This window comes from Ruegeria sp., from assembly GCF_965199275.1.
Lineage (GTDB): Bacteria > Pseudomonadota > Alphaproteobacteria > Rhodobacterales > Rhodobacteraceae > Ruegeria.
On record NZ_CBDAQX010000011.1, the window covers coordinates 52,614 to 72,441 of the forward strand.

Annotated in this window: 7 protein-coding genes; 3 read left to right on the top strand and 4 right to left on the bottom strand. The window is 64.6% G+C overall.

All coding sequences use genetic code 11. The annotated features are described in order from the left end of the window. Positions 1-416: 416 nt before the first annotated feature. Positions 417-12,209: an AAA family ATPase gene (locus ACOERD_RS07565; protein ID WP_419738588.1), complete on the top strand. Its 11,793-nt coding sequence runs from the start codon at positions 417-419 to the stop codon at positions 12,207-12,209. 21 nt (positions 12,210-12,230) lie between these two features. Here ACOERD_RS07565 and ACOERD_RS07570 read toward each other — a convergent pair whose 3' ends face one another. Then, complete coding sequence (locus tag ACOERD_RS07570; protein WP_419738589.1) at positions 12,231-12,386, bottom strand: hypothetical protein; 156 nt, start codon at positions 12,384-12,386, stop codon at positions 12,231-12,233. Here ACOERD_RS07570 and ACOERD_RS07575 point away from each other — a divergent pair. Further along, the gene (locus ACOERD_RS07575; RefSeq protein ID WP_419737624.1) at positions 12,379-14,121 is read left to right on the top strand and encodes an IS1634 family transposase; all 1,743 of its coding nucleotides are present in this window, start codon (positions 12,379-12,381) and stop codon (positions 14,119-14,121) included. The two genes, ACOERD_RS07570 and ACOERD_RS07575, sit on opposite strands and share 8 nt — an antisense overlap. Positions 14,122-14,289: 168 nt before the next feature. Continuing rightward, positions 14,290-14,697 (top strand): hypothetical protein, encoded by a 408-nt coding sequence (locus ACOERD_RS07580; protein ID WP_419738590.1) that lies wholly within the window; start codon positions 14,290-14,292, stop codon positions 14,695-14,697. Between the two features lie 18 nt (positions 14,698-14,715). On the opposite strand, the gene ACOERD_RS07585 is transcribed toward ACOERD_RS07580, so the two are convergent. The 3 genes from ACOERD_RS07585 to ACOERD_RS07595 form a co-directional block, all read right to left on the bottom strand. Next, complete coding sequence (locus ACOERD_RS07585) at positions 14,716-15,669, bottom strand: Rpn family recombination-promoting nuclease/putative transposase (protein WP_419738591.1); 954 nt, start codon at positions 15,667-15,669, stop codon at positions 14,716-14,718. A 47-nt stretch (positions 15,670-15,716) separates the two neighbouring features. Next, a complete protein-coding gene (locus tag ACOERD_RS07590) occupies positions 15,717-16,982 on the bottom strand; it encodes a hypothetical protein (RefSeq protein ID WP_419738592.1) in 1,266 nt (421 codons plus the stop codon). A gap of 74 nt (positions 16,983-17,056) precedes the next feature. Then, positions 17,057-19,210, bottom strand: coding sequence for a type IV secretory system conjugative DNA transfer family protein (locus ACOERD_RS07595; RefSeq protein WP_419738593.1), 2,154 nt, complete (start codon positions 19,208-19,210; stop codon positions 17,057-17,059). Positions 19,211-19,828: the final 618 nt, after the last annotated feature.

Here is a 19,828-nt window from a genome sequence, read left to right on the forward strand (position 1 = left end):
GAGACACTCTTGTCACCCGTTGTAAAGCGCTGTTATTGTTGCGCCTTTTTCGCGGTGACATGGTTTTCTGACAGGGTATGACACAGGGGATGACAAGGTTTGCCGCTGCACCGCGCCGGGTGGCGGTGGCCTGATGGGGTTCTGAGGGTCTGGTCATTTCCCTTCGTGACGCAGCGTGCCCGGCGGCTTTAGCGCATCCCTTCAAGCTTCTGCATTCCTTGCAGAAATCCGCCAGTGGCGGCAGCCCCGGACCGCCGCGTCCGGGGCTTTTGATCCCTCAACGCGCCGCCGATCCGGGCGCTGGGACGGAGGTGTTTTTGCGGCAGATCATCTGACACACAAAACGCAGGTTTTGGGTTAAGCACGTTTCCGCATTCAAATTGCATTGAATGCGCAACGGCGCTACACTGGCCCCCATGGCCGTCTATTACTTCAACTGGAGCATCGTCAGTCGCGGCAAGGCACAGAGCCCCGTTGCGGCCGCAGCCTACAGGCATGGCGCGAAGATGAAGAGCGACCTGGACGGCCAAACCTACAGCTACCTGGACAAAACGGATGTTGTTCATACGGAGCTGACACTGCCGGACGATCCGCCTGATTGGGTTGTTGAGGCCTATGGCGCGGCCGCACTGGGCCGGGTGCTGGATGGGCGTGAAGCGACGGAGGCGAACAGGCGAGAGGCCATTGCACAGCTGTCGGCGAAGCTCTGGAATGATGTGGAGCAGTTCGAGCTTGCCTCCAATCGCAGGGCCAGAACTGCGCGCATGGCCGGGAAGATTATCTTTGCATTGCCGGTCGAGCTGGACAGGGACGCACATGTCGGGCTTGCCCGTGCGTTCGTGCAAAACAGCCTCGCATCTCGCGGCGCGGTCGTGGACTGGGTGTTGCACGAACCGGAGGTCAATGACGAAGGGGAGGCCAACCCGCATATCCATGCGATGGTGACATTGCGTCACTGTGATGGGGAACACTGGGGGCTGAAGAACCGGGTCTGGGACCAGGGATCCCTGATGCGCACGTTGCGCGCGGAATGGGCGCGGGAGGCCAATATCGCGCTTGAGCAGGCGGGTCGCCCCGAGCGGATCGATCACCGCAAGCTGGTGAACCAGGGTATCGAGCTTGAAGCCACCAGCTATGACCGCACATTGGCTGATGCGCTTGAGGCGCGCGGCGAGGAATTGCGCCGCAAGGTCACGGCCTCAGAGGCGCTCGAACATAATCGCGACTACCTGCAATCCGACCCCGAACATGCGCTCGTGGTGGTCTCATCCGAGCGCACGGTGTTCACGGCGGAGGATGTCGCGGACGTGTTTCGCCGCAATGGATTTGGACAGGATACAACCGATGATTTGACGCAGCGGGCCATGGGCTCAATGGACCTGATCGGGGTGGTGCAGGAGACGCCTGCGGGTGCCCCTCTGTTCACGACACGGGCACAAATTGACGTTGAGTCCAATGTCATGGTCGAAGCGCTGGCCCTGGCCGGGTCGGAGGTTTCGATTGAGGTGACAGGTCGCCTTGAACAGGGTGCTGAAACGACATCGGCGCAGCCTGTTGATCTGGCTGCCAGCCGCCCTGAACAGGTCACCATCGGCTCAGAAATTGCCCCCGAACAGACCTGTGAACACCCCCTCGTGCAGACCTCTGGGCCGCCGCTCGAACACCCGTCTGCGCTTGCCTCTGACAGTGCCGCTCAACAGGCGCCGACGCCGCCCGCGGCCCCTCTCACCGCGGCCCCTGATGAAGCAACCGCCCTTCAGGCGATCATCCGGTCTGCCGGTCTTGATGAAGCGCAGCAGGCGGCGCTTGAAGAGATGGTCTCGCCCCGGCGTCTGGCTCTGGTGAGCGGTGTGGCCGGGGCCGGAAAGACGCGGGTGATTGGCGCTGCAGCGCAGATCTGGAAGGCGCGGGGCTTTGAGGTTCTGGGCGGCGCGATCAGCGGCAAGGCCAGCCAGTCACTGGCGCAAATCGAGGGGATGCGGGTGGCGTCGCTTGCGGCCTGGGAGGCCCGTTGGGCGCGGGGCGAACAGCCCACCCATGGCAGGTTTGTTCTCTTCGTGGATGAGGCGGGGATGGTGGGCACGGCCACATGGGACCGGGTGCAGCACCAGGTGTCGCGGATGGGGGGTGTGCTGCGCCCCGTGGGCGATCCGGAGCAATTGCAACCGGTGCTCGACACGAATGTCTTCGGGCGGCTCAATGACCGGATCGGCGGCGTGGTGATCGACACGGTTCGGCGGATGCAGGACGCCGGGGACCGCAAGGCGACACAGCTTTTTGCGCAAGGCGCGGAAGGGGTCGATGCCGCACTGGCCTATTATCGCGACAAAGGCGCGATCAAGGATGCCGATACGGTGACCGCCGCGATTCAGGCGCTGGCCGAGGCCTATTACCCATCCCCGTCTGAGCCTGAACTGTTCCCACCCCGATCGATTGATCCGATCGAAGCGGGTGCGGGTCCGATTGTTCTGGCCTTGCCGGAAGAGCCTGCACCCGCGGCTGACACAGCCCGGCCGCCGGTGGCCTGGACAGGGAAGCCGCGCGCGACAGGACCCTCGGTTGCCGTGGTGCGTGAGGCTTTGATCGAGCGGGCCGAGGATCTGTTCCACCAGGTTTTTGGAGAGCCGGTGCGTGTGTCGGCCAGGGAATGGCAGGCGCGCTCAAGGCCGGCGCAGGTCATGCGGATGCAAGGGCCCAAACGGGGCTTGTGGCATGATTATTCCGCCGGGGAGGGCGGTGATCTGCTCGATCTCGTGGCCTGCGCCTGGTGCGGGTTGGGGTCTGCGAAGGATGACTTCCCCCGGGTGATGAAAGACGCCGCGCGCTATTGCGGGATCACACCCGACCAGCCGGTTGATGAGACGGCGCTGAGAGAGCGCAAGCGCCTCCGGCAGCGCGCGGCGGAGCAGGCCGAACGGCAAGAGGCCGCCCGCCGGGCCGCGCTTGTGCACGCCCTTGAGCAACACGCGCAGCCGGTGATGGGCACCGCCGCCGGCACGTATCTGCTGTCCCGGGGTCTGGGCTTTGTCCCGAATATGAGCGCCGGGTGGTTGCCGCCGGTCCCGGGCGAAGCGGTGCGGTCGCCGGACCGGGGATCGCTGGTGATCTGGGCGCGGAATGCCAAAGGCGCGATCACCGGTGGTCAGCGCATTCTGGTCAATCCGGATGGGTCCAGAGTTGAGGCAGGGGTTCGCAAGCCTTCCTTCGGTTCGATCCGGGGGTCCTGTGCGCGGTTCCCGGCGCAGGCGGGGCCGGCATCTATGAGTGCGGCTCCGCTGGAGCCGGTCCCGCTGCGCGGGGATGCTGAGAAGGGGGAGGAGATGGCGGGTCAGGCTGGCGCGGACGGGTCTGTGCCGCCTGCGTTGCAGGCAGAACCGCCCCTGGTGATTGCCGAAGGTCCGGAGAGCGCGCTGTCAATCTGGCAGGCGACGGGCTATGAGACCTGGGCCGTGTTCGGGGCGTCGAACTGGCAGTGTATCGATTTGCCGAAGGACCGCCCGGTCATTCTGGCCCCGGACCGGGATGCGCCGGACAGCCCGGCAGGGCAGGCGTTCCGCAAGGCTGTCCTGCATCATCTGGGGCGGGGGGTGACGCGTCTGCGGATCGCGGTTGCGCCGGAACCTGCGGGCAGCAAGGCGGATCTGAACGATACGCTGCAACGGGCCGGGCCGGAGGCGGTGCGCAAGGCGATTGAGGCGGCGCGTCCGGTCATGGTGCAAGGGGAGGCGCCGTCTGCAGTCCCGCTGGTGCAGCCGGAGCCAACACGTGTGGCGCTGGGGTATTCGGGGCGGGATGTGGATGCGCTGAACGCGGCGCTGCGGGCCCGGGCCGTTGAGACGGGCCGGGTCGATGCGGAGCAGGAAATACAGTATGGCGATATCGTCCGGGTGGACCGGCGCGGACTTGTTCCCAAACGCTATAGCGTGCCGATGCGCTTTGCGCCGGGGGACCGGGTGATCTTCACCCAGGCGCATCGCGATCTGGATATTCCCAAGTCCAGCTTCGCTTTGATCGAGGCCACGCGCCCGCATGAGATCGATCTTGTGCTGGACGGGGAGGCGGGTCGTCGCGTGACCATCGACATGAGTGCGTTCGATCATTTTGATTACGGCTATGCGGCCACCAGCCACAAGCTGCAGGGCGTGACAGTGGATCACGCCTATGCGCTGGCCCATCCGCGCATGAGCCGTCCCATCAGCTATGTGATGATGTCGCGGCACCGGGAGAGCGTGGAGATGTATGTGCCGCAATCGCGGTTCCGGGATATGCGCTTTGAGGACTGCGCGCGGCGTGACGCTTATCTCGAGCTGGGCTGGGACGGAGAACATCGACGGCGCAGGGCGATTGCAGGGGTGGCCTTTGGAGATACGGACTCTGGCGCGCGGGCGGATGCGCTGTTGCCGGACCGGGCGCTCGGCTCGGAACAGCCCATCTCCGGGGTCGGCTTCCTGCGGGATGCGCATCTTCTGGCGGTGATGCGTCGGACGGCCGGGCTGCTCTCGGCCAGTTGGGCAGGGGGCGATCCGGAGATCGTCGAGGACCGCCGTGGCTATGCGGCAGCGCCTGCGCGGGTGATCGATGATCTGATGCACCATCGCTCCACCATCCGGGCGGAGCAGGTGGCCGCGCGGCTGTCGCGCATCGCCCCGCACCCCGAAACCTTCGTGCGGCTTTTCCGGGAGGCAATGGCGCATCCCGATCTTCTGGCGCTGGGGGGTGAAGATCACGACCCGGCACGCCGCGCGCCCCACCGCTCGCCCCGTCCGCGCGTCTATTCGACAAGGGGTCAGGTTGATCTGGAGCTTGGGGCGCTCGATCTGGGCATGACGCTGGGACTGGCGCATCGCGACGCGGCGCTTGGGATCGAAGAGCGTCATGTGACGGCGGCGCTTGCGCGCGCCGGGTGGGATGCGCGCGGCAAAGCTCAGCAGAATACAGAGGGGCGCAAAAAAGACGCGACGGAGGCGGATGCGGGGTTTGGGCCTGCGGAAGTGGTGCACCTCGCGGCGCAGGCGCGGCAGGTGCAGTTGATCACCGGCGGATCGGGCTCCGGCAAGACAGTGGCGCTCGCGGTGCTGGCCGCCGCGCATGAGGCGGCCGGGCTGCAGGTGCATTGCCTTGGCGCCACGCGCGGGGCGGCGCGGGTGTTTGCCGAGACCGCAAAGGGCGCGCGCGGCGGTGTATCGCGCGGCTCAACACGAACTGTGGCCGGGTTCATCCGCGCGCTGGAGGCCGGGCGCATCTCTCTGGATGCGCAGAGCGTGATCGTGCTGGATGAGGCGCGGATGCTGGGGGCGGGGGACACGGGCGCTCTGCTGGAGCTTGTGCAGCAATCCGGCGCAAAGCTCATCGCCGCCTGGGATCCCGCGCAGGTGGGGGCGGTCCAGGCGGGACGCGTCTTCGATGATCTGGCAGACCGGCTTGGCGCGCTCCGGCTTGAAGGCATGCCCCGCGCACGCACACAGGAAGCCCGCGAGATCGCGCAAGCCTTGCAGGACGCCACGGGACCGGTGCTGGCAGAGCGGCTGGTGAGCGCAGGCTGCGTCCGGGCCACGGGTCCGCGTGAGGCGGCAATCACCGCGCTGGTGGAGGGGTATCTTAAGGACAGCACCCCGGATCGGGTTGTCATCGTTGGCAGTCAGGCGGAGGCGCTGGACGTGAACCGGGCGATCCACGCGCGGTTGCACCCGGATCGGGCGCCGGCTCCCGAGCCGGTGCAGGGTGCGACACAGGGGGATGTGTCCGACAATGAGGGGCCGGAAGATCTGGCCAGCATATCTGCCGCGACGCTGGCGGTCGGGGATCGTATTCGGCTCAACAGCTGGTATGCGCCGGCGCGCCTGCCCGCCGGTACGGTCGGGACCGTGGTCGAGGCGGATGAGGCGCGGGTCCGGATTGGATTGGGCGCCGCCGGTCAGGCCGACCCGGGCAAGGATAGCTGCGCAGGGACAGCGTCTGTCGGACCTGATCAGGCCCGTTTCGTTGAGGTGCGGCGTGAGGATGCGGAGTTCCGCTGCGGCTTCACATTTGCGCAGACCGTGTATGAGGCCAAGGGTCAAGGGTTTGACTCGGTGCATGCGCTGGTCCATCCGGGCATGACCCGCGTCACGCTGGGCACGGCGATGGGCCTGCATGCCAAAACGCTGCGCCTCGTGGTGCCGTCCGATCAAGGCGCAGATGTGGATGCCGACCCGATGCGGGGGGCACAGGAGATGCTGTCCGGCATTCTGTCGCGACGGGAACAGGATGGCACGGTCGCGGGTCATGTGCTTGATCCGATGCGGGTCGAAGAGCAGGTGCGCGGTGACATCCGGGCCTTGCGCCGCCATGCGCGCGGTGCGGGACGCCCCTGGGCGCTGCCGGAGACCTCTCCTGCCGGGCCTGACGTGAGCGCAGCGGAGTTGATCGAAGACCCGGCGCGCATCCTGCCGGTGATGGCGGCGCGCGATCTGCGCTTCACGCTTGGTGATCTGCGCCGTGAGATCGCCGCGCGCGTGCGCGGGGATAATAGGGAGGATGGAGGGAATGTGGGGGATGTGGATATAGACGGGTTGGTCAGCGCGGCGATGGGGTCAGACACTGTTGTCTGGTTGCAGGAGACAGCGCCGGACGGAGCCGCGCTCTTTACCACACGGGCGAATGAGAACGCGGCGTATCTGATGGCGCACCCTGCGCATATCCTGACGTTGATCGGCGCGGAGCGCACGATGTTCACATTGGAAGAGCTGCGCGGCGCGTTCGAGCGGCGTCTGCCACCGGGCAGCGATATCGACGGGGCTTGGTCGGCGGTTCAGGACAGTCCCGCGCTGGTGGCGCTGGAGGCTTGGGGTGCGCGCGGACACCGGCTCTTCACCACAAAGGCGCATATCAGCACCGAGCAGGCGCTGGTCACGCAGGCCGGTGATATGGCCGCGCAGCGGATTGAGTGGGACGCCATGGCGGGCACAGCGTCAGATGCGGTGGGGTCCGGGGACCTGTCCGACAGACTCACGGGCTCTCAGCGCCGGGCCGGGGAAGCGATGCTGGACGGGCGCGGGCTTGTGCTGGTGCGCGGTGTGGCCGGGGCGGGCAAGACCACGGTGTTGAAAGAGGTGGCCGCGCTTTGGAAGGCCCGGGGTTTTGATGTCTGCGGCGGCGCGATCAGCGGGCGCGTAACGCGCGATCTTGGCGAAGGTGTGGAGGATATGGCGGTTGCGAGCCTGGCGGCATGGGAGGCCCGCTGGGCGCAGGGCTGGCGTCCCTCGGGCAAGGGTCTGGTCTTTGTGATGGATGAGGCCGGGATGGTTGGCGCGGATGTCTGGGCGCGGGTACAGGAGCGTGTGGCGCGTCTGGGCGGCAAGCTCATCGCGGTGGGCGATCCGGCGCAGTTGCAGCCGGTCTCGAGCTCCAGTGCCTGGATGGCGGTGGAGTCAGAACTGGGCAGTGTGGTGATTGACCGGGCGCGGCGACAGATCAGCAAGCAGGAGCGCAAATGGACGGAAGGCTTTGCCGCAGGCGGGGTCGAGGCCCGTGCGGCGCTCAAAGGCTATGCCGGGGCGGGCGCGGTCCAGTTCACACAGACGGCGGAGGCCGGGGTCGGGCAGCTTGCGGAGGCTTATTACAACACAGGGACAGAGGAAGAGACGCGCTTGGCGCTGGCCTATACCCGCGAGGACGTGGCGCGGCTGAATAGTGCGATCCGCGCACAGGCGCTGGACCGGGGTGTTGTGGACGCCCATACCGTGCGCAGCTACGGGACTGTAGAGCAGGTGGTGCAGGGCAAGGTCATGGCCCGCGATCTGGTCTTCGGTGTGGGGGACAGGGTCCTTTTTGAGGAGGCCGGTTCCGAGGCGGGCATTCCCCGCAACACGACCGGGACAGTGATTCGCACCGCGCCCGGCCGTCTTGCCCTGCGGCTGGACGGGTCGGATGGGCGGGGGTCGGATGGGCAGGAGGTCGCGTTGGCGGGAGATGAGATCGCGGCGCTCGATCATGGCTATGCGACCACGCTGCATCGCAGCCAGGGGGTGACGGTCGATCACGCCTTTACGCTCGCGCATGGAGGGATGGACCGGCATCTGATCTATGTGGCGATGTCCCGGCATGTGCACAGCACGCAGGTATTTGTGCCGCGCGCGCGTGTGAAGGATATCGAAACACTCTCGGTTATGGCACAGCGCAGTTCAGAGCAGACGCTCGCGCGGTACGCTGATCGCGATACAGTTCAGGATGCAGAACAGGCCGGGCCCAAAACCGGTTTTGGTCCGGGTTTGGATGCTCTGAAGACCGAGAACGTCCCGCCCCGCGCGGGGGGGCCGCGTCATTGGGCAGAGTCCGGGGGGCAGGCTGAGGCTGGCGCAGGGACCGGGTTTGAAGAGGATGCGCATCTTGCCGCGGTGCTGGGCCGGATCACCGGGTTGCTGGCCTCGGCCTACAGGCCCGAGGATCCGCCGGTGGGGGAGGATCCCAACGGGTATGTCGAGACCCCGCAGCGTGTGATTGATACGCTCACCCAGCGTCGCGCCACGTTTGGGGCGGAAGACATCGCGCGGGAAGTGACGCATGTGGCGCGGTGCCCGGATACATTCGCGCGGATGTTCCGGGAGGCGATGGCCCACCCCGATTTGATCCGCCTGACCGAGGACAGCCCTTCGGGGCGGCTTTATACCACGCGGGCGCATCTCGATCTGGAACGGCGGGTGATGGACCGGGCCATGCGGCTGGCCTATTCCGGACACGCGGGGGCGGTCAAATTGTCGAAGCGACATGTGAACGCCACCATTCGGGCGCGGGGTCTGACGGAGCGGCAGGGCGAGATATTGCGTCTTGCGGGGTCGGACCAGAGGCTGATGATCCTGCGCGGGGACCCCGGCGCGGGCAAGACCTTCATGGCCGCGGCGGTGGCGGATCTGCACAGCCGGCAGGGGCTGGATGTGATTGCCGTCTCGCCGACGGGGCGCGGTGTCGATCACCTGCGCCGCGCGGGCGCGTCCCGGCCCATGACACTGGCCGGGCTGGAGCGGCTGGTGGCGCAAGAGAAGATCACTCTGAGCGCCAGGTCTGTCATCGTGCTGGACAATGCAGGCCAGGTGGGGGCGGAAGGTGCCGAGCGTCTGTTGCGCCTGCTCGAGGACAGGGGCGCAAAACTCATCGCCTTGCAGGACAGCGACCCCCATGCGCCCTTCGAGGCGATGCCGGTGTTCCGCACCCTGGAAGCGCGCATCGGCTCTGCCGATCTCGGGGAAACCCGCCGCCAAGGCGATCCGCGCATGCGGGCGGCGCTTGCGCTGCTGTCAGAGCGCGACAATGTGGACAGGGCGGTGGCGCAGCTGGACGGGCTGGGCGTGTTTGCGGCGGGCCAGAGCCGGGGTCGCGCCATCGAGAAGCTGGCCCGCGCCTATGTCCGGGACCAGATGGAGGACAAGATCGTGCTGGCCCATTCCCGCCGGGATGTGGGCGCGCTCAACACCGCCATCCGGGCACAGCTTGACCTGTTCTATCCCGAACGGATGGCGCCTGTCGCCGCCCGCGCGCTGCCGGGCTCTGTTGGAGACCTGCGGGTGGGGGACCGGATCCGGCTCACGCAAGCCTATCGCCCGGCAGGTCTGCGGGTTGGCACGGAGGCGCGGGTGGACCGGCGCAGCCGCCGCCATGTGGTGTTGCGCGTGGGCTCGGATGAGGAGGCGCGCCATCTCAGGCTGCGGATCGACGACCCGGAATTCCGCTACAGTTTTGCTTTTGCCGATACGATCCATGGCGCGCGCGGTCGCGGCACCGCCTCGGTGCATATGCTGGCCTCCCCGGGCATGACCCGGCGCCTGTTGCATACGGGCGCGGCGTTGAGCGGCGCGCGCCTCAACATCGTGGTTCCGGTTGCCAAACCCCGCATGCTTTCGGCGATTGCCGCGATCACCCGCAAGGATGACAGTGTCGAGGCGGCGCTGGATTATGGGGTGGATGCGACGGAACAGGCCCGTGCCGCCCTCCGGGCCGGGGGCCGGGATGGAGACCAGGGGGCGGACAGGCCTGCGCCGGGCGCGTTGATGGACGGGCTGGACCGGGCGCTGGCCTGGGTGGCGGACAGTCTCGACGGGGGTGTGCAGGGCGTCCGGGAGCCCGCCCCGGCCACCCGGCGGCTCGAGAGCCTGCGGGGTGCGGTGATGAATGAGCTTGCCGGCGCGCATCGGGAACATACAGGCAAGCCTCTCACCCTTGAGGCGCAGCAGGCGATGGCGGCGCGCATCGAGCGCCTGGTCCTGGGGCGGAACTGGCGCCGCTTTGTCGGCCAGGGCTGGGCCGTCAGGGCGTTCGAGGCGGAAAGTGAGCGCGGCCATATCCCCGGTGTGGCCCGCCGCGACCAGAGGGTCGACCGGGTGCTCAGGCGCGGGATCGCGGTTGCCCGTGACGCGGGCGAGGGTGACATTGAGCGCTGGTTCGCGGCGGCGCAGGCCTCCGTAAAACAGGTGATCGAGAAACAGAAGGCGGAGTATGCGACGCGCAAGGCTGCATCAGGCCTGGCCTCAGAGAATGCGTCTTCGGCGAAACCTGACGCGCCAGTGCCGCCTGCGCCGACCGGGGCTGTGCCATCGCTTGCACCGATCGCTGCGGGTAACGAGCAGCGCGATTACCGGGGCATGGCGTTGCAACTGGCACAGGCGATCAGCGCGCGTGTCCCGCGCGGTGATCCTGTCCATGGCATGGATCATGTTCCTGTTCTGGAAGAAATGCTGCGGGGGGTCGATCAGGATGTCTCCCGCCCGATTGGGGAGGCCGAGCTCTTCCGGCTTGTGCCTTATGTCTCCCACAGCAGGGCCGATGAGCACCGGCTCCGTGACGTGGTGAAATTTGTCATGAAGCGCGGGCCGTTGATGGAGCGTGAGGTGTTGCTCAAGCAGCGCGACAGCGTGCTGCAGCATCTTGAAAACCGCGGGGAGGGGACCATTCCGGCGCCGGCGTTCATTCCTCGGCTTAAGGTGTTCACCCATAACGAGGTCTTCGCGCTTCATGAACCCGATGCGCCCTGGCCCGACAGCCTGCCCGCGCGGCGAGCGATGGAACGGGAGGTGATCAGCGCGCGATTGAGAACCTATCGCGAAGAGTTTGTAGCGAAAGGAAAAGAGATGGAGAAATCTGACATCGTTAAGGATATGGTGATGGGTGACATCACGCCTGAGACACTGGCCGCCTTCAAAGCGGCCTTCAGCCTGGATGAGATCGGAGCGTTGATGAACCCCGAGGCCGAGATGCCGGAGAGTTTACCCGCCTTGGATCCCAAGATGCGCGAAATGATTGCGAGCAATTTGAACAAGGCGATTGAAAGCCCGCCAGTACATCGGGGGTCGTCTGATGCGGCGGCCCCGCCTGAAGGCCCGATGATTGAGGCGACGCCTGAACCCGAAATGACACCCGAAGGCAAGCAGGCGTTCGATCTGGCGTTGAGCCTTGCGTCCTCAGTATCAGAGCATATCACACGGTTTTCCGCTGCCCATCAAGGCGATCTGAAGACCCGCATTGCGGATTTGATCAAAGCGCCGCCCGGTGCACCTTTGGGTGGAGAAACCGCTGAGGCCTTTGCTCAAGACCTTGCAAGAAAGCGTCTGGAGACCGAGGTGCGGCGCGAAGTTCTCAAGGCGGATTTCCCGCGTTTTGTAGAAAAGGCCATGTATCAGGAGACAAGTAAAGCATTTGTGGCAGTGCCGAAAGCCGCGCGGAGATACGAGGCGGCGGCCAGGATTGCGATTGAAGAGCGCATTGCCAGGGAGGGCATTAAGGCAAACGCATATGAGCGCGCGATTGCCGAGATCGCCACACGCGAAAATTCCGATCCCGAACTGGTCGATACCCTCACCGAAGCGCTTGCATATGGGGAACCAATGGATGCAGAAGCGATGAAGGCGCAGAGAAACACGCTATTGAACGCGATGATCGCGCGGCGTGTTCCAGGCAACCTCAGCGGGGGAAAAGAATACGCGCGTGCGGTGTTTGCAGCCTTCACGCATAAGGAGGTCGACGCCCTGATGTCGGAAGGTGCGTTGCCGTCCAGCCTGCCGGATCTGGAGCCGGGTCAGCGTCAGAATGCCAGGGCCACATTGGTTGCACAATTCTCGAAGCTTGAAGGCGGCTCACCCGTCCCAAGCCACAACAAGGCGGCCAGGGCGGCCAGGGTGCTGGCGCAGGAAACGGGGGTGTATCCCCGCCGGAGCGGCCCGTCCTCAGGGCCGTCGATGTGATCCATGGTCGGGCAGGGGGCATCATACGGGCTCCTGACTTCCGACCTTTTTGTTGATCTGACTGGGTTTTTGGTTTGTTTTCAGGTGTGGTTGCTCAGAGGCGCGTTGTAGTGCCCCATTATTATAAAAAGTATTGACATGGGCCTTCAGATGGCTAACCTCTTCGCCCATGTTCATCCGCACCAAACATGACGCAAAGCTCAACCGCACACGGATCCAGATCGTTGAATCCGTCCGCACCGGCTCCAAGGTACGCCAGAAGATCCTGCGCCATGTGGGTGTGGCCCATAACGACAGCGAGATTGAGGATATCAAGCGTCTGGCGGGCCGCTTGATGGAGCAATTACGCATTGATCGCTCGCCGCAAATGGAACTGTTCACGCCCACGGAATATGCCGATCTGCAGGCGCTGGTGCGCCGCGCTCCGCGGCCGGACAAGCTTGGCGTTGATCTTGCCGAGTGCCGTGAGGAGGCGCGGGTCTCTCTGGGTCTGCGGGATGTCATGGGGACGATGTATGACCAACTGGGTTGGGGGGCCCTTCTGGGGGCGGCGCGTAAAAGTGCCAATCGCATTGTGAAAGAGCTGGTTATGGCGCGGATCGCACAGCCCGAGAGCAAGCGCGCGACCGTGGAGGCGTTGGAGAACCAGGCAGGCATCACGCTCAATCTGGACGTGGTCTATCGGAGCATGGATTACATCAATACGCCGGTGATAGACGGGATTTGCAAAACCTCTCACGCGGCGGCAGAGAAGTTGCTGGGCGGGCCAGTGACCGTGCTGTTCTACGATTGCACGACCCTGGCCTTTGACACCGAGCGCGAGGACCCGGCCGAGGATGCGGACGGGGTCGAGCAGGATCATCTTCTGGCCAAGGGCTTCAGCAAGGATGGCAAGCATCACCGCGCTCAGGTCATGCTGGCGCTGATCGTCACCTCCGATGGGCTGCCTGTGGGCTATGAACTCTTCCCGGGAAACACCTGGGAAGGTCATACGCTGGAAGCTGCGCTGAAGGCGTTGGAGGGACGCTTCGACGTGGCCAGGGTCACGTTCGTGGCCGATGCCGCCATGCTCAGCAAGGACAACCAGCAGATGTTGCAGAACAAGGGTCTGCCCTACATCCTCGGCTATCGCATGAAGTCCGCCCCGGCCGCCGTGAAGGCGAACATTTTGAGCCCGGAGGGACGCCAGCCTTGGGCTGGACACGGTTCTGAAGAGGCAACCGAGAAGGGCTGGTACAAGGTGATCGACCAGGAGGGAGCGCGGGTCATTGTGACCTGGTCACCCACCCGGGCACGCAATGATGCCCACAAGCGCGACAAGGCAATCGAAAAGCTGCACAAGAAGCTCAAGCGCTCTCGCAAACCCGGCAGCTTCAGCAGCCGGGGATATGGCCGCTTCCTGGCCTTCCCCGACAGCGGGGACGTCACGCTGGATGATGCAAAGATCAAGGCAGCGGCACAATGGGACGGGCTGCATGCCATTGTTGTTCATGGTGCGGACGAACTGGAGGCACAGGACGTCATTGCCCGCTATCACCAGTTGTGGGAGATCGAAGCCTGCTTCCGCACCAACAAGCACGATCTGAAAATCCGGCCCATCTATCACTGGTCGCCGCGTCGGGTCCGGGCCCATATCGCCATCTGCTACATGGCCTTCTGCTGCCTGCAGCACCTGCGCAAGCATCTGGACCTGCTCGGACACCCGATGAGCCCGGCTCGTATCCGCAACGAGTTGAACGCATTGCAGCTCTCGATCCTGCGCCACAAAGGCACCCCTGACCGCTACGGCATGCCAAGCCATGCCACGGTCGATGCCAGACGCATCCTCACCTGCGTCGGCCTGACCTGGAACGAAGCCCCTTTCAAGATACCCCCCGGGCGCACCCGAAAAACTGGCCAGACCAAAGCCTGAGCTCCCTCAACACTCCGAAACAATCGCTGGCGAAAAAAGTCCGTGTAGTGCCTTTTGGCAACCAAGGCATAATAATATCAATGACTTATACGAAAAAATGTCGGAAGTCAGGAAACGGGGGTGTATCCCCGCCGGAGCGGCCCGTCCTCAGGGCCGTCGATGTGATCCATGGTCGGGCAGGGGGCATCATACGGGCTGAAAATTCTCACCGCCATATCCGTCCTGTTCGTTTGCCTGTCATTGGCCCTTTATGCGGCCGGGGTCCGGATCAATCTCAGCGCGTCTCATCCCCCGGGCCTCTATCGCCTCGTGGGTCAGGACCCGGCGGTGGGGCTCTATGCGATCTTCTGTGTGCCCGTCCCCCTGGCCGATCTGCCGCCGCTCGATCAGACCCGCGTGCCGCCCTGTACCCGCGACAGGCCAGGCTACCCGGTCCTCAAACGCATCGCGCGGATCGAAGCAGGTGGCGATATCCATGTGCGCGGGGATCACCCCCTGTCCCTGGATTCGCGCATATTCGGACCCTTGCGCGCAGAGGACATCACCGGCGTGGCTGTCAGGGTCGGAGGGTTTTGAGCGGAGTGCGCGCGCGGCTCACGGGCGCCTGGGTGTGGCAAACACGATGTTCAGGTTTTCCGCCAGGATCAGCGCATCGAGCCAGGCGTCAAGCTGGTCCTGCTCCGCGTCCCGCACCTGGGCGATGCGCGCCGGCGGCAGCGGCCCGAACTTGAGCTGCGCCAGGCGCAGGAAGGTTTCCGCCTTGCCTTCGGCCTTGCCTTCGGCCTTGCCTTCTTCAACCCAGGCTTCTGCGACGGTTCCCATCAGCCTCTCCCATTGTTCCGGCCGGGTCCGCTGGAGCGAGTGCTCAAGCGTTTGCGGCGTCAGTTTCAATTTTTCAACGATGTATCTCAGAAGATGGCGTTCGAAATCACTGCCGTCAACCGCCCCGCCGGTGACCAGGTCCAGCTGCTCCGGCGCAACAGTGTCCCTGAACGCAAGCGACAGGGCCAGCAGGGCGGCAAGAACGTCGCGCTGCCGGGACAGGTGCCGGGGGTCGATCCGGCCCAGGTCCCGCACGCCATAGGCAAAGCCCCGCAGGGGATCGTCGATCCCGTCGGGGGTCTCGATCATCTCCGCCAAAGACATCGGCGCGCTCCAGTGACCCCGCCCGTGATAGAAGACAACGGGCAGAATCATCGGCAGCTTCCGCCCCGCCCCGCCCTGCTCCCTTTCCCGCTTCCAGATCCTGAGCATGTACCGGGCCAGTTGCAGGGGTATGTCGGGGTCAACGTAGCTTTTGTGCTCCAGCAGCACAAAGACCCGCGCCGCCGGTCCGCTTTTCAGGCGGACCCGGAACAGGGCATCGCATTGGGTCCTGGCCCCGTCGTCGTCCACGAAACTGCCCTCGAGCGGTTCGGGGGGTGTCGCGAAGTCGATCAAATCCGCCACATGCGGGGGCAGGTGATCTTCCAGCAGCGCAGCCGCGCGGCGGGGATTTGAGACGAGCGCGCGAAACAGCGCGTCATGGGGCGTGGCTGGAAGCGTCATTGCGGTCCTTGCGGGTTGGTGTTCGTCCCCCCCCCCTGCTAGCACGTTCACCGCGCCGGGGCACCAGTCGCGGTGCGCAGGGCAGAGACCCCGCTGTCGGCATGATGGATATGGATGCGCAAGAGCGCGGCAAACCGGGCGGCAACCTTGCGCCGCAGCAGGGCGGTGGCGAAGGGATCAGTCCAGCGGTCATTGGCGAGAATGACACCGTGATCCGCCCCGGATCGGCCCAGGCCGATCCAGCGCCACAGGCTGAAGGCCTCAAAACAGATAAGCCAGTGCGGGTCCGGGATGGCCTGGCCCTTGCGGCCCTGCTGCGGGGCGTTGTCCGCCGCCGGCCACCAGCCCGCATTGACCATCGGAATGCCGATTTGCGCATGGTAGAGGGGCAGGGGGGTCGGGCAGGTATCCCGATCAAAGCGCCAGACCGCGCCGAGCCCGGTCCCGGTCATGACGCCCATGCGCACGGCCACATCCCGGTTTTGCACCTCAGAGCACCACCAGTGGATGGCGGCGTGATCGTCATGGGTGATCATGTTCTCGCCGAGGATGATCTGATCGCCCGCTTCTGCGCGATCCAGTATCCGTGTCCAGTGGCCGCGCTGCGTCAGCGCTTTGACATCGGATATGTCGATCTCGTCATAGATGACCGTGGCGCCTCGTGCGGGCAGGGAGGGGCCGAACACAAAATCCAGGCCGGGGGCAGTTGCCAGCAGGGCCATGAGCAAAGAGCAGCGGGCAACAAACCCGCGCTGCGCTTCGATCAGGGCGACCCACACCAGGAGCGTGGCAAGGCCAAAGACCCCTGCGCCCGGCAGCAGCGCTCCCGTCACCAGAAGCGGGCTGGCCGGAAAGGCTGGCAGGGCGAGCAGCAGCGCGGTGCTGATCGCGATCCCGAGCCTTGCGAAGCTGTAGCTCGTGATCAGAACGGCAACAGTCGCACCGAACACAATGAGGACCGGATTGTATTCAAGACGCGCCAATCCCCATCCGCTGATCAGCGCCGGCCACAGGAAATGCCCGGCCATGAGGGCCGTGACGATGGTGTGTTTCTCTGGCCGGGCCGGTATCAGCAGAGCGAGTGCGAAGGGAATATAGGCGACGGCGAAGGGGGCATGCCCGACCAGAAACCCCGCGCCGGTCAGGGCGCAGGAGAGCAAAAACAGCATAAACACCGGGGCGGCCTGCGCGGGCGGGTATGGGGATTGCGCTTGTGTCATCGGGTCTGACCCCGGTTCTGCGTCCACCACATCCTGGCATCCGTGAGGCTCATGGCGTTCATCCATCCGGCTGTGTTGCAGCACATCCTGCAATGTCAGGGCAACCGGACCCGGGTCGCGTCAGCATCGCGTCCGGGCCTGTCCCGCTCTCGTCTTCGTCTGTCATATCACGGCCGTCGTTTTTTTGCGTCCCGGGTTTTTTCTGCCGGGGCGGTGCCGTTTCGCAAGGATGTCATCCAGGCCCCAAACCTGTCGCTTTGTGTCGGGTAGGGCCGAGTGGATGTGCCTTCTCTGAACGGTGTGACCCCCTGCCATTCTTCCCGTCGGAAGCTGAAGGCCATGCCACAGACGAGGGGGTTCTGGCCTTTGTAGAACAGGACCAGCCCGTCATTGGGCAGGGTGCGCAACTGCTCGGGCCGCATGAGGTTGGCCTTTTGCAGATTGACGTTCCTGGTCACATTGGAGGACGGGGTTCCGATGCCGAAGCCGCGGAGGCTGGTGGATCTGGACTTGCCTTCGATATCGACGGTGTATTCGCCGATCATGCGGGAGAGTTCTGCCTGATCGGTGGGGTCTTCGGTGGGACCGTAGACCCGCGCGGCGACAGAGCTGTTCCAGGCGCGTACGCCTTCCTTGCCATAGAGTTTTTCAAGCTGGCCGGTGGACTGGAAGATCAGCATCAGATGCAGCCCGCGCTTGCGCATGGTGTCGCGCAGCAGCTCGAAGCCCTGCAGGCGTCCGACCTGGTAGGCCTCGTCCACGATCATCAGCCGCTCTATGCCATCCTGTCCTTCATTGATGCAGTAGAGGAGGGCGCTGAGGATGCAGCGGACGATGCCGGGGAAGGACTGCAGATCGCTGATGCCGAGGCGGATATAGACATCGGTTGTTTTGCCCAGCACATCCGGCAGCCCGTCGTCTTCGGCCTTGCCTGTTGCGGCCTCGATCCTGTTTCGTGCGGGTGCGCCCTTTTTGGGCGCAGGGGTGTCTTTGCCGGTTGCGCCCACGTCCGGGTCTGCGTCCAGCACCGCGCACATATCGGGGAAGGAGGCCCAGTTCAGGGCCTGTTTGATGTTGCTTTGCAGGTTCGAGAACAGTTTTTCTTCCATCTCGGCAAAGGAGCCAAGACGCTTCTTTACCGCCTCATTGGCCTCTTGATCCTCTACTATTTCTGTAACGTGATCTTTGAATGCTTTCTCCGGTTTGGATATGATGTCATAGAGCGCCTGAAAGACATTTTTTGCCCCACCTTCCACCAGGCACTGCAGCAAACCCGACATCAGGGTGGCGCCTTCGCTGGCGTAGAATTGCGAATACTCGCTCCTGAGGCCGTCCTGTTTGCCCACGAGGCTGTCGGCGAGATGCATATAGGCGATGGGGGATTTTTCCAGCCAGGGGCGCAGCAGTTTGATCAGATCGATCCCGTTTCCGATCTCGATGACGCGGGCCTCAAACCCCATTGCCGCCCGCGCGGCGGCGACGGTCTCGTGGATTTCGTGCTGGGGGTCCATGAAGATGATCGGATGGCGATAGGTCAGGGCGGTGGGAAAGACAATCCCTGCGGTCTTGCCCGCGCCGGTGCCCGCAAAGACCAGCGAATGCCCGCCCGCAAAGCCTGTGCTGAGGGTGATCAACCCGGCCGTGCCACCCGGCCCCCATGTGGCCCTGTCGGCGGGGTTGAACCGCCTGGAGGTCTTGCGCGGGTCGTAATCCTCTCCCAGAACGATGCCTTCCGGATCGCCGACGATGTTCCGGATGTCTGTCCAACTGGACCATTGGGCATCCCCGAAGACGGTTTCCGCCGATCTGTAGCGGTTGGAGCCGCGATGTTTCCGGGAGGCGCGGATCTCGCGGACGGGCAATTCCCCGAATGCAATTGTCAGGATCATGCCCAGAAGGGCGAGACCCAAGCCCGTGCCGGACAGGCGCGCGATCGACACAAACTGGGTATAGTGGGGATTGGTCGTGGTGAGCGTGTTGCCCAGATGAGCCCAGAGGGCCTCGATGTCCCAGTAATTGCCGGGCAGCATATAGGGGCTGGTCCCGTTGATGCCGATGCCCCAGACCGCGCCAATCGAGACCAGACCGATGGCGAAGGCCAGCCGCTTATGCGCGCGCGGCTGGTAAAGCGCGACGAGGCCGCAGAACGCCAGCGCCATACACAGCGCCGCCCACCGCCAGGGTATGCCGGTTTCCCCCAGACCGGTCTCGGGATTGTCGATGGCCCCGAAACTCCGGCGCGTCATCCATGCGAACGGGGCCATGAGCAGCCCATAAGCTGCGGCCTCTATCAAGCGGAGGGCATCTTGTAGCTGGGTCATGGGTTTGCATTCCTGCGGCGTAAATCTGTGGACCCCGGGTGTGTTTGCCCGAGAGGGGGGGTATCGCTGTCTGCCCCTCGCAACGGGCGTGTGGCCGGACAGGTGGCGTCGGACGTGTTTTCGGCGGTATGGTCCCAACCCCGCCCCATGTGCGCTGAGGCCTCTCTGCAGCTATGGTCAGTTTAGGCCTGTTCGCAGACCGGCGGGCTCATGCCTGACGACTTATCCGAGATAATCGGCCAGCAGGGCCTTGTTGTTGGCGGCGACGTTCGCGTCACGATGCTGGGGTCGATTACGGGACAGTGATAAATCGTACGCTAAGCGATTTTGTGCCTCATTTCTCGCCAGATGTACTGACCTATGAGCAGAATGTGCTCCCATCCCAAGGGCGATATGTGCCTGAGCAGGTGTTCGGGCGTGTCCAGGCCTTCGCTTATCGCACATTGCAGAGAGACCAGAGCGCTTAGCGTACGATTTATCACTGTCCCGTAATCGACCCCATTCCGCACCTCGCTCTACCCCCGCAGATGACCCGTAGAGCGCCTGAGAGGGGGTTTAGAGCGCCGGTTCGTAAAAAAATAAGGTCAGGGTAGGGTTGGGGTGTTTTTGGCTCTCACA